At 54.3% G+C, this 12082-nt stretch carries 11 protein-coding genes and 1 riboswitch; all 11 genes read right to left on the bottom strand.

Going from position 1 to position 12082, the window contains the following annotated elements:
- Window positions 1-76: 76 nt before the first annotated feature.
- The 11 genes from Q0Z70_RS05770 to Q0Z70_RS05720 all read right to left on the bottom strand — a co-directional run bounded on the left by Q0Z70_RS05770 (window position 77) and on the right by Q0Z70_RS05720 (window position 12075).
- Window positions 77-511: a PepSY-like domain-containing protein gene (locus Q0Z70_RS05770; RefSeq protein WP_298073164.1), complete on the bottom strand. Its 435-nt coding sequence runs from the start codon at window positions 509-511 to the stop codon at window positions 77-79.
- A gap of 110 nt (window positions 512-621) precedes the next feature.
- A complete protein-coding gene (locus Q0Z70_RS05765) occupies window positions 622-1893 on the bottom strand; it encodes a HAMP domain-containing sensor histidine kinase (RefSeq protein WP_298073163.1) in 1272 nt (423 codons plus the stop codon).
- On the bottom strand, window positions 1890-2567 hold the full coding sequence (locus tag Q0Z70_RS05760; protein WP_298073162.1) for a response regulator transcription factor: 678 nt from the start codon (window positions 2565-2567) through the stop codon (window positions 1890-1892). Before Q0Z70_RS05760 ends, Q0Z70_RS05765 begins: the two co-directional genes overlap by 4 nt.
- Window positions 2568-2798: 231 nt before the next feature.
- Window positions 2799-3350: a hypothetical protein gene (locus Q0Z70_RS05755; protein WP_298073161.1), complete on the bottom strand. Its 552-nt coding sequence runs from the start codon at window positions 3348-3350 to the stop codon at window positions 2799-2801.
- Between the two features lie 684 nt (window positions 3351-4034).
- Window positions 4035-5066 carry an iron ABC transporter permease gene (locus Q0Z70_RS05750; RefSeq protein ID WP_298073160.1) on the bottom strand — a complete coding sequence of 344 codons (1032 nt, stop codon included), beginning with the start codon at window positions 5064-5066 and terminating at the stop codon, window positions 4035-4037.
- Between the two features lies 1 nt (window position 5067).
- Window positions 5068-6207 (bottom strand): ABC transporter substrate-binding protein, encoded by a 1140-nt coding sequence (locus tag Q0Z70_RS05745; RefSeq protein ID WP_298073159.1) that lies wholly within the window; start codon window positions 6205-6207, stop codon window positions 5068-5070.
- 14 nt (window positions 6208-6221) lie between these two features.
- On the bottom strand, window positions 6222-7289 hold the full coding sequence (locus Q0Z70_RS05740; protein ID WP_298073158.1) for a DUF5074 domain-containing protein: 1068 nt from the start codon (window positions 7287-7289) through the stop codon (window positions 6222-6224).
- Window positions 7290-7305: 16 nt separating this feature from the next.
- On the bottom strand, window positions 7306-9285 hold the full coding sequence (locus Q0Z70_RS05735; RefSeq protein ID WP_298073157.1) for a TonB-dependent receptor: 1980 nt from the start codon (window positions 9283-9285) through the stop codon (window positions 7306-7308).
- A 58-nt stretch (window positions 9286-9343) separates the two neighbouring features.
- A riboswitch (cobalamin riboswitch) is annotated at window positions 9344-9564 on the bottom strand.
- A 79-nt stretch (window positions 9565-9643) separates the two neighbouring features.
- Window positions 9644-10687 (bottom strand): asparaginase, encoded by a 1044-nt coding sequence (locus Q0Z70_RS05730; protein WP_298073156.1) that lies wholly within the window; start codon window positions 10685-10687, stop codon window positions 9644-9646.
- A 105-nt stretch (window positions 10688-10792) separates the two neighbouring features.
- Window positions 10793-11497 carry a 16S rRNA (uracil(1498)-N(3))-methyltransferase gene (locus Q0Z70_RS05725; protein WP_298073155.1) on the bottom strand — a complete coding sequence of 235 codons (705 nt, stop codon included), beginning with the start codon at window positions 11495-11497 and terminating at the stop codon, window positions 10793-10795.
- Complete coding sequence (locus Q0Z70_RS05720) at window positions 11497-12075, bottom strand: bifunctional nuclease domain-containing protein (protein WP_298073154.1); 579 nt, start codon at window positions 12073-12075, stop codon at window positions 11497-11499. Before Q0Z70_RS05720 ends, Q0Z70_RS05725 begins: the two co-directional genes overlap by 1 nt.
- Window positions 12076-12082 lie beyond the last annotated feature (7 nt).

Raw genomic sequence — 12082 nt, 5'->3', positions numbered from 1 at the left:
CCGCGATGCAATAAAGGCTTTGCGGCGTCGCCGCAAAGCCTTTATCGTACATGTTTCCCGCCGTCGGCAGGGCGCGTCAGTCGTCGATGTCTGTCAGCCGGCCTTTTTTGTCGAATTTCAGCGAAAGCCGGTTGCTCAGCTCCACTTCGATCTCTCCGCGGTCGCGTTCTATCTTGCGGTAGGTCACGCCCGGATATTGCTCGCTGACAAAGCGTTGGATATAGTCGGGAACGAGTGTCTTCGGCAGTTCGCTGCGTTTGCAATCCACTTCCTCCCAGTTCCCCTTCCCGTCGAATTCTATTTTTGTGCGGTCGGTCATCACCACTTCGTATTTTTTAGACAGAAATTCGCTCTCTACTTTGATGTAGGAGATTTGGCGGTTTTCAAAATACTGTTTCAGGAACGTCTGGGCCGCTTCCGGGAGTTCTTTAGGGTTCATGGTGATGACATTGCGGGCCAAGCCGAACTGAACAGACATGATCACCAGCAGAAAGGTCAGAATTTTTTTCATAAATATATCTTTTGAAGGGTTAATACTCTCTTTTCGCTTTTTATTTGGCAAAGTAACCGGTGCATTTTGGGAAAAAATGGGAAAAATCGGCCCGTTTCTCCCGTTTTGCATTATTTAACCAACGAAAATACGTGCATTCCTTCCTCCCAGCGGTATGTCAGACGGAGGGAACAGCCGGCGGCGATTGCGTCGCTTATGGCCAGTCCCAAACCGGTCGATTCCTTCTTGCGATCCGCGCTGTGGGCAAATCGTTTGAACAGTTTCGAGGCGTCGAGCGGGGATGTGCCGCTGTTTTTCAGGGTGAGCGAGGCGCGCGTCGTGATAATCAGAAGCCGACCGCCTTGCGGACTGTGGAGCAGGGCGTTTTTCACTAAATTTGTAACCAAAATATGGGCGAGAGAGGGGTTGCAGCGAATGACAAAGGGAAATTCCTCCTGCGCGCGCTCTATCTTGATTTGTCTATGCGCATAAACTTCTGCGAGGTCGGGAAGCACTTCGTCCAACAGCTCGTCGAGGGATACATCTTCGGTTTCGGTGTATTGACCGTTCTTGATACGGGACAAGAGCAGCAAAGCGCGGTTCAGCTTGACGGCGCGCCCCAGTGTCGTGTAGATTGCATCGAATTCTTTAAGCTGCTCCTCCGTCGCGCTGTCATTCTCGGCCAGTAATTCCAGTTTTCCGCGTGCGATGGCCAAAGGCGTTTGCAATTCGTGCGAGGCGTTCTCGATGAACTGCTTTTGCTCTTCGTAAGCCCGGTGGCTGCGGCTTGCCATGTCATAAGCCGCTTCGCCCAACAGGCGGAACTCGCGTATGTTCATCGAATTTTCTATCGGAGGGACTTCGCCGTCGGGGTGCAGGCCTTGCAGCCAATCCATCAGGCGGTTCATCGGCCGAAATACCTTTTGCAGGATGAGGCGAGTGCCCGCGGAGGCGGTGCACAGCAAAAGCAAAAACAAAACCAGCAGGTACCAGAAAATCGCGTTGACCATATCGTCGCGTTCAAAGGTCGACATCATCAGCTCCAGTTCGTAAAACTGGCCGTCGGGCATGCGGAATGCGGTGCGGTAAACCCGAACCGGCTCGTGCTCGTCCTCGCTTTCGACATAGATTAGCGAATCGTAAAACTGGTCGCGGTGGCTTTCGCCCTCACTTTCCGAAAGCGGATGGAAGAAGTAGAAGCTCATGAGGTCGTTTTCCGTTTCGGGAATGTGCCCGTCGTAGAGTGCGCTGTTGATAATGATTTGCGCATAGTTCTCAAGCGTGTCGTCGGTCTCGTCGAGCAATTCGTAAAGGATGGTGTAATAGAATAAAACTCCCCAAACCGACATCAAAATCAGCAGGCAAAGGGTTAATTTCCGGTAAGTGTAATGCAGCAGCTTCATGCTTCGGTCAATTTGTAGCCAAATCCGTACACGGCTTTCACCTCAATGCTTGCGCCCGCCTGTTTCAGTTTCCGACGCAGGTTTTTCACCTGCGAATAGATGAAATCCAGCGAGTCGGCTTGGTCGATATGGTCTCCCCACACCGATTCCGCGAGGCTCATCCGGTTGATAAGGCGGTTGGGGTTGGAAACGAAATAGTAAAGCAGGTCGAACTCCTTGCGGTTCAGCTGGACGGGATTGCCTTCGACCTCCACCTGCCGCCTGTCGGGAAAAAGAATTACATTTCCCATCGCGACGCTGGTGTCGCCGTTGTTCTGTCTGCGACGTATCAGGGACTTGATGCGCGCGTTCAGTTCGGCCAGGTGGAAGGGCTTCGTCAGGTAATCGTCGGCTCCCAAATCCAGCCCGGCCACCTTGTCGTCGAGGGAGTCCTTCGCCGAAATGATAAGCACGCTGTCGCTGCGACGCAGGCGTTTCAGCTCGCGCAACAGGTCGAGCCCGCTCCCGCCGGGCAGCATGATGTCCAGGAGAATGCAGTCGTAGTCGTAATCGTTGATTTTCGCGGACGCGCTTCGGTAGTCGGCGGCCGTTTCGACCACAAATTTTTCTTTCAGAAGGGACGCGCGGATGGTTTCGCGCAAACCCTGTTCGTCTTCTATCACTAATATCTTCATGCCGGTAAATTTGGCGTACAAATCGGGGAAATTCCCGATGCACGCAGCAAAGAAAAGAAAAAATCGGCCTCGCGCCAAGCGAAACGCGCAGAAATCGGTGTCGGCCTGCGTCCGCGCACGGTTCGCGGCGTGTTTTTTGTCCGAAAAAAGTAAAAAACACGGGAAGCGTGGCCTGTCGCGACCCGTTTTTCCCGTGTTTCAACCTAATTATGCAAAAGTACAACCGTGTGTCTATTTTTTTTGCTGCGGGCAACCTGCGCACGAAGCCGGATGCTGTCCGTCGGGCATGCGCCGGAAGTTGTTCGGAGCGTTTCGGCGGGGCGCAGCCGGTTGCTTCTCGAAAATCTTCTGCAACTGGCGCGGCGTCAGGATTTGCTTCAGTTCGTTGTAATATTTTTCACGAATATCGAGCAGTTTCCGCTCCTGTGTGAAACGTTTTTCGATGCGCGCGGCAATCTCGGCGTCTGTCGGAGCTTTTCTTTCAGGCTTTGCGGCCTCCGCGCCCTCTTTCGGAGCCTTGTCGGCGCGCGCCTGACGTTCTCCCATGAAACTTTCGCCCATTTCCTTCAGGTAGCGGGTGTAAACTTCTTTAAACTGTGCGGAAGTCTTGTCGTCCAGCATCAGCTCGGTCGCTTTCCGATTGACTTGCAGCTGCACGAGCTGCTCCGGCGTCATTTTAGGTCTTTCAGGCCGATTTTCGCCCTGTTTTTGGTTTGGCTGAGCCGAAAGACTGCTCACGGCGCAAAGCGCGCCCATTAAAAATAATGTAAATCTTGTTCTCATACGTTTCTCCTTGTCTAAAAGTTTTACAAATCATTGTTTTCTCGGCGGGCGGGCCCTCGGCAAACCTATATATAGCATGCGGCCTCCGCGCGTCCTCCGTCTTCAATTTCTTTAGATGCGCGAAGGGCGGAAAAGTAAAATCTCCAAGTCGATTTTTATACTTTATTAATAAATCGTGTTTTAGGCCGAATGAAGAAACGGATTTTAACGGCGGAAAGGATATTTTTTATTTTCAGAAAGGCATGTTTCCGCATGGAAATCGGTTTTTTCAAAACTGAATAGGACAATTTCCGTATGGAAATCGTTCTTTTTAAAATGGAAAAGGACAAATTCCGCATGGAAATCGGTCTTTTTAAAATGGAAAAGTAAAAATTCCGACGGAAATCGGACTTTCCGAAATGGAAAAATGGAAATTCCGCATGGAAATTGCACTTTCCAAAATGGAAAAGGCAAAATTCCGTATGGAAATCGTACTTTTCAAAGTGGAAAAGGGGAATTTCCACATGGAAATCGGACTTTTCAAAATGGAAAAGGGAAAATTCCGTCGGAAATCGGGCTTTCCGAAATGAAAAAGTGGAATTTCCGACGGAAATTCCACTTTCTTAAAAAATATAAATGACGTTTCTGACTGAAAGGTATTTTTACATTTCCGAAAAGGCGGCGCGCAGCGTGCGCGGTGCCTTTTTATTCGTTGAAAGGCTTCGCGCGGCGACGGCTGACGATTACGTAAATGATAATCGGCGCGCCGAGAACGGGCGTGACTGCATTCAAAGGAATAAGGCCTGCATCGCCCGGCAAAATACAGATTAGATTGCAAAGAAGGGCGACGGCAGCTCCGCATAGCATGGTTACGGGCAGGAGAGGGCGGTGGTTGGCCGTGCCGAGCAACATTCGGGCCACGTGAGGCACGGCGAGGCCGATGAACGCTATCGGGCCGCAAAAAGCGGTGGTGACGGCGGTGAGCAGGCCCGTGACAAGAAGCAGAAGGTTGCGCGCACGGCGCGTGTTCACTCCCAAGTTTTCGGCATAGCGCTCTCCGAGTAGCAAGGCATTTAGCGGTTTGATGAGAACCATCGCTCCGGCCAGCCCAAGCAGAATGACAGTTGCAAAAGCCGGCATTTGTTGTAGCGAGACGCCTCCGAAGTTTCCCAATCCCCACACAAGGTAGGATTGCACCCCTTCGGCAGTGGCGAAGAAGTTGAGCAGCGCGATTGCCGACGAGGCAACATAGCCTATCATAATCCCCGTAATCAGCAGCATTACATTGCTTTTGATAAGGGTCGAAAAGGCCAGAATGAGGCCCATGATAAGTGCGGAACCGACGAATGCGCCCGCCAACACCGATAGGAAACCAGAAAAACTGAATGTTCCGGCCGTCACGCTGCCTCCGAAAAACAGCATAACGAAGGCGACGCCCAAACTGGCACCTGAATTGATTCCGAGAATGGACGGGCCGGCCAGCGGGTTCTTGAATGCAGTCTGCAACATCAGTCCGCAGACCGACAACGCGCCTCCGCAAAGCAGGGCAGTCAGCGCCTGCGGCAGGCGGGCTTCGCGGACGATGAAAATCCACGCGGGCGTGTCGCTCCCGCTGCCTGTCAGAATGCGAAAGACTTCCGCAGGCGGAATGTGCACCGACCCAATCAGCAGATTGGCGGCGAAGAGCAGGAGGATGGTTCCCATCAGAAAAATCGCATATTTGCAGCCTTTGCTCATCTTATTCTTCTTTTAATTCATGGAAATACCGGCGCGCGCCGCCTTTCTGCATTTCGGGATGCAGGATTTGCATCAAATCTTCCAGCAGCCATTCGGGATGAAAGGGCGTTTCTTCGTAAAAGGCGGCTTTCGCAGTGTTGCAACCGTAGACGCGTCGCTCGCGGAAGGCTTTGAAACCTGCGTAAGCGACGTAGTCGGCTTGGAGGTCGGAATATGTCATGTCTTTGGGGCGGTGATACTTAATCAGCCAGATGTCAGCTTCGCCCGCCCGCTGAAACACCGTCTCGAAGGCAAGCGGAACCGAACCGCTGTGCGCGTCGTCTGCGAAGGCGTAGTTGCTTCCGGCATCGTGCAAAATCCGTCCCGTCGTGCTGTGTCCGCCGGGAACATACCACGCCGCACCGTTTTTCAGCTCGCAGAAAACAGACATTCGCACGGCGGAGGCCTCCGCGCTGTCTTTCAGAGATTGATAAATGCTGTCGACGCGTGCGAAGAGGCTGTCGGCTTTCGCCTCGGCTCCGAACAGGCGGCCGTAGAACTTCATCCATTCGGCACGGCCCCGCGCAGACGTCTCCATGTAGTCCGCACATTCGATAAGGGGGACGCCGAGCTTTTCGACCCTTCCGTATCCGCCGCTGTTCTCGAAAGGGGATAAGAGCACGGCGTCGGGATGCAGATTGATGATGCGCTCCACGTCGGGGTTCATTCCGTCTCCGCAATCGGCCACGCGCCCCTGTTGCACGGCCTTCCGCAGTTCGGGAAGCTTGATATACTTCACGTCACACACCCCTCCGATTGCATTTTCCGCTCCCAACTCCCTTAGCAGCCCGCAGTGAACGGAGGAATAGACCACCGCATGCCTTAGCGGCGTGCGTATCAATGTCCCTTCCGGCAGCTGAGTGGGCAGCGCGCCCGAATCGGGAACCAAAACATAGGTATGAAGGGTCTTCAGCGTGTCCCACGGATTGCGAAGGGTCACCACCGTGTAGGCGGGGTAATCCATAATCGTGAGGTTCTCGGCGTAGCGCAGGCGTTGTGTTTCCCCTTTTTCGGAGGCCTCGTGCGCCGTGCGCCCCGTGCAGGCAAAACCCGACAGGGCCAGCGTCAGCATCCACGCACCCAGTTTGAACATATTTTTCATGTGCGCAGTCGTTTTTACCTTTGTAAGAAACGTACTCCGCCTACCGCATTGCCCGCCGTGAGTTTTTCTTTTGGCGTTCCGTCATTGTTGAACACATAGACGCTGCTCGGAGCTCCGCTATAGTCCGGGGAGGATATATAGATGTCTCCGTTAGTCGGGTCAACGTCAATTTGGGTCGGATTTTCGATATTTGAAACCGGAATAAGGGACGTTCTGGCCCCGGTTTTCAGATCGTAGACGAAAATGTCGTTCTTTTCGGGCGTGTAGAAGTCGGCGTAGATGCAATACATCTTCTGCTTGTAGCAGGCGATGGTGCTGGCCTGGCAGAGGCTTCGCACGGTTCCGGTCGCCGGGTCGATGCTTTGCAAAGTCTGCAATACGCGCTCCTCTTCGGGAATGGCCGGATTGTCGTAGGTCCCGCAGGAGACGAAGTAGACTTTTCCGTCGGCCTCCAGCGATTGGTTGTAGGGATTTAGCAGTACTTCGATGTCTTTCTCCTTGTTGAAAGTGGCGAGGTCGACAACTGCCACCTGATTGCCCGTGCCGTAGCCGGATATGTTGACGTACAGTTTTCCGGCCGCATACGCGAGCGCTTCGGGATGGTCTCCAACCGCCACATGCTTATCTACTTCGAGCGAAAGGGTATCGAGCCGGTAGACATTGCCGTCGTAGGCCGTAAAGCAGACTTTTCCTTCGGCGGCTTCCAGATAACGGGGCTGCACGTTTTCCATGTTCAACGTCTTGATGATCTTTCCTTCCATGTTCAGGACTTCGATTTTCGAGGAAGTCGAGCAGGACACGTACAGCTTGGAGCCGTAGATACATAAATCCTGCACGTCGCCGATGCCTTTTCCGTTGGCTGTCTTGTACAGGTCTCCGCTGACAATCCCCTTCTCGTAATCGTAGAATTGGATGGAGCCGTTGTTCTGGTTCCAGTTTCCGTTGTTTATAAAGTAGGCGCCTACGCTTTTCACCTCAATCGGCCGGTTTTCGTTTTCGACCGGGTCGTCATTGTCACAAGAGGCCGTCCAGGTGGCGGCGGCCATTACCAATAGGGCTGTTTCAAACCAATGTTTCTTCATAATCTGTTGTTGTATTTTAAAATTGATAATTAAGTGTCACTTTATAGTTGCGTCCGGGCATGGGGTAGAAGCGGACAATCTCGTAATTCTTGTTCCCCAGGTTTAGGGCGTCCAATTGGATGCGCAACTGCCGGGTCTTCCATGCGAAGGTGCGTGAAAGCGTGATGCCGTGATCCGTGTAGGGAGGAATGCGGTTTTCGTCACTGTTGTACGAGCTGATATAGCGTTCGGACGCATAGAACAGGCTGTATGACAGGTCGGCCCACGGCGTGCTGAGTGTGCAGTTGGCGGCTCCCGAATGGCGGGGCGTATAGGCAATCTGGTTGCGCCAGACTTTGGACGAGCGGTCGGTCACGTCTTCTGCCTGCATGTAGTTGTAGGACAGTTGCAGGCTGTTGCTCCATCCCGTTGCCCAGCGCAGGTTGACCTGCATGTTGATATCGGCGCCGAGGGTCTCCACCTTGCCGATGTTGGACATTTTCCAGATGAACATGGTCGGTACGGCTACGATTTTGTCTTTTACCGAGCCATAGTAGGCATCCGCGCTAAGTCCGACATATTCCAATAGGGTGGAGAAGGAGCGGTTCCACGTAAGTCCGAAGTTCCATTGGCGGGTGGATTCGGGCCGCAGGTTTGCGTTGCCTATCAGCAGATAATACAGGTCGTTGAAGGTCGGTACGCGGAAGATGTCCTTGTACGAGAGGCGGAAGCGCAGGTTCTCGTTCCATGGTTTCCAGGAGAGGCTGAATGCGGGGGACAGCCGCTTGAATCCGTCGGAAGCCTCGCCGGTCTTTACGCGCTCCGTGATGTGGGTGTTGAGCAGGGAGGCGGTGGCCGTGAAGTGCGGGAGCGCATAGCGCAGAGCTAAGGCGGTCAGCCAGCTGAACCGTTCGGGGTACTGGCAGTTGCGGAGGGTGGTAGACAGGTCGTTGTAGGCGAAGTCCTGGGCCAGCGAGAAAGCGAGGTTTCGCACGGGTTCTCCTCGGAATGTGGCTGTCAGATAGGTTTCGGTCTGTTTGAAGCGGTCGTCCGTCACTCCCGATGCCGGTTCGTTGTAGTCGCGGTTCCAGCTATAGTTGAATTTTCCGGCGGCTTTCAGTTTCCACTTGTCGCTGAAGCGGTTTTCGTAGGCTATCTGTCCGAAGTAGTTGCGGTCGTACAGCCGCTCGGCGGAGTAGGTGTTGTCGTAGATGACTCCGCCGGGCAGTCCCCGCTCGGAGTCGAACAGGTAGAGTTTGGCGCTCAGCTCCTGGCGGTCGGTCAGGGCCGTATGTGCGTTCAGCTCGGCACGCCATGAGCGGATGTCGCTGTTGTTTCGTTTTTCGTCGATCCGGTGTTCTCCGTTCCATAGGCGGAACGGGTAGTTTCCGTCGGCACGCAGGAAGTCCGCATAGGTTGATAGGTAGGTTTTCTTGCCGGGTTGCAGGGTGTACATGAACGACGGGTTAACCGTACCGAACGAGCCGGCTTTCAGACGGGCGGCGGCCTGCCATTTCTTTCCGTCCGATTGCGGGCGGAGCGTTTCGATGTGCAGCGTACCTGCCGAGGCGAAAAGCTTGGCCGGCTGGTAGATGTCGTCCGATTGTCCGATGGTGAGATAGAGCAGGGACACGTTGTCCAGCGAGAAGCGCGAGATGTCTATCTGTCCCGATTGGCAGTCGCTGATGGCGACGCCGTCGTAGCACACGCCCGTATGCTGGGCACCCAGGCTTCGGACGGAGACCGTTTTCAGTCCTCCGATGCCGCCGTAATCTTTCACGCTTACGCCCGAAAAGTATCTCACGGCGTCGGCCACATCGTGTGCTCCGATTTTTTCCATCCGGCTGCGGTCCATCACCTGCAAGGGCGAGGCTGCCGTCATGTTCGACATCATTTTCCGTGCCTTGACGGTTACTTCGCCGATGCTGTCGCCTTCCAGCGTCTGTGCCCCTGCGGACGTCAGGCTTGCACCGACGAGGACAAGGCTTGCCCATAAAAGCTTTCCATTGCGTCTCATGCCGCAAACTGTTTTTTGTGATAACACTTCGTGTTCCGTCCACTTTCCTCGAAGGGGCGGTTTTTCGACTGGGTCTTGCAGGTCTTCTGACTTGTTTCGGAGGGCATCGCCTTCCCGCCTTTTCCGCCGGGGCGGAGGTGGCAGTGGCATTGAAGTGGTTTGATGCCTCTGGTTGAGAAACTCACAGCAGCGGGACTGTCCGGGATTTGCACCCGATTCCCTTTTCATCCGCCGTCTCGCTATCGGGAGGCTGACGGAACAAAACCGGCGCAAACATAGTGAAAGCCCGGCACAGTAGCAAATGGAATGCGTTTTTTTTTGTTTTTTTCACTATACGGCTGCAAGCCGTCGGCCGAGGTCAGGCTATGGTGATTTCGCCCGCCAAGTCCGACTCCATGAGGTGGCTGACTTCCTGCGGGGGCAGTCCGTGTCCCAGGAGGAACATCAGCTTGGTGACGGCGCATTCGGGCGTGCTATCGTAACCGCTGATGACGCCCGTCTGGAGGAGTTGCAGGCCGGTGCCATAGCGTTGCATTTCGACGACGCCCCGCTGGCATTGGGTGATGTTGACGATGACGATGCCCCGTTCATTGGCTTCCTTGAGCAGGCGTATCAGCCATTCTTTCTGAGGGGCATTGCCCGAACCGAAGGTCTTGAGCACTACGGCTTTGAGGCCCGGTACGCTGAGCACGGAACTGACGAGGCTTTCGCGGATGCCGGGGAAGAGGGTCAATACGACGACATTGGTGTCGAACAGGTAGTGGGGCTTCATGGGGCACGACGGGTCGGGACGGCGTATTAGCCGCTCTTCGTAGCGGATGTGGATGCCGGCCTTAGCCAGCGGCGGGTAGTTGAACGAACGGAAGGCGTTGAAGTTTTCCGCATTGATTTTGGTCGTGCGGTTGCCGCGCATCAGTTCGTTTTCAAAGAAGATGCAGACTTCGGGCACCATGGGTGTGCCGTCGGGACGGCGTGCGGCCGCTATCTCGATGGCCGTGATGAGATTTTCCTTACCGTCGGTGCGCAGCATGCCGATGGGCAGTTGCGAGCCGGTCAGGATGACGGGTTTCGACAGGTTTTCGAGCATGAAGCTCAGGGCGCAGGCGGTGTAGGCCATGGTGTCCGTGCCGTGCAGGATGACGAAGCCGTCGTAATCGTCGTAACGGTCACTGATGATTTTCACAATCTTGGCCCACAACTCAGGTTCCATATCCGAGGAATCAATGGGCGGGTTGAACTGATAGGTGGAAATGTGGCAGTTGAACCGTTTCAGCTCGGGTACGTGCTTGAGCAGCCGGTCGAAGTCAAAGTTTTCCAGGGCTCCGGTCTCGGGGTTCTCGATCATGCCGATAGTACCGCCGGTGTATATCAGTAATACTGAGGGGCAATCTGCTGTTTTCATGCGTGTTCTGCAGGCTTTTATAATTAGAGCGGCAAAGATAGGAAACAATTTGCAAATCTGCAACTTGTCCGGCTTTCTCCGCCGGAGCGTTCCTGCCGCAATTCTTCAATCGGTTTGGTTGCAGAGGTTCAGGATGTGGCAGGCTACGAGTGCGGCCGTCTCCGTGCGCAGTCGCGATCGTCCTAAGCTGACGGGTCGGAAACCTTGTTCTACGGCCAGTTTCACTTCCTCCTCACTGAAGTCTCCTTCGGGGCCGATGAGTATCAGCGCGTCCTCACCACGACGTACAATGTCTTTCAGCAACGGCTTCTCTCCTTCGTAGCAGTGGGCTATGAATTTCTGTCCGCTGAAGGGTTGTCGGACAAACCTGTTGAAGTCCGTCATTTCATTCAGTTTGGGCAACCGTGCTTTGAGTGACTGCTTGATGGCCGACACCAGTATCTTTCGGATGCGTTCGGCCTTGATGACCTTCCGTTCGGAAAAGTGACAGTTGAGGAACGTCAGTTCGTCGAAGCCGATTTCCGTTGCTTTTTCAGCGAACCACTCAGTGCGGTCCATATTCTTGGTAGGCGCCATGGCCAGATGCAGGTGTCCTTGCCAGAGTGGCTCCTGAGGCAAGGTTTCCAGAATGTTCACCAGGCAGCGCTTGTTGGACGCTACGCTTATCTCGGCTCGGTAGAAACATCCTTTGCCGTCGGTCAGGGTCACTTCGTCGCCTGCTTCGAGGCGGAGCACCCGTATGGCGTGTGCGGCTTCTTCTTCGGGCAGTTCGGGTCGTGTCTGTATGTCGGGTGTGTAAAATACGTGCATCAGTCCTGATGGTGTGTCTCCTTAAATTGGTTTATCATGTCGCGCAGATTGGCGGCTTTCTCATACTCTTCTGCTTCTATGGCTTCTTGCAAGGCTTCTTCCATGCGGTTTATCGTCTCTGCCCGACCTCGTCGGCTACTTGCAGTTTCCGGCATATCGCCGTTGTCCGGTTTCATTTTCCAGGCTTCCAGCACATCTTCGTAGATGAGTATCGGGCAGTGCAGGCGCATGGCCATGACGACGGCGTCGCTCGTGCGCGAGTCGATGCGGATGATGGAGCGGTCCGACTGTAAGTAGAGATAAGAATAGAACAGCCCGTTCTCTATCCGGTATATCAGTACGCGCAGCAGGCGTACATCTAATGCCTCGAGGGTAGCAGCAAACAGCTGGTATGTCAGCGGGCGTGGCGAAGTGATGCCGCGTATCTCAAGCAGGATGGCTTGCGCCTCTGCCGAACCGATGATGACAGGCAGTTTGCGCGAGCCGTCCACTTCACCCAGCAACAAGGCATAGACTCCGGTCTGTTCCTGGCTGTAGGAGAGGCTCAACACTTGCAGTTCTATCTTGTTTCGGTTCATGGCAGAT

It is taken from the genome of uncultured Bacteroides sp. (assembly GCF_947632445.1).
GTDB lineage: Bacteria > Bacteroidota > Bacteroidia > Bacteroidales > Bacteroidaceae > Bacteroides.
Note: the sequence above shows the minus strand (reverse complement) of the source record. Positions and strands in the feature narration are given on the sequence as shown.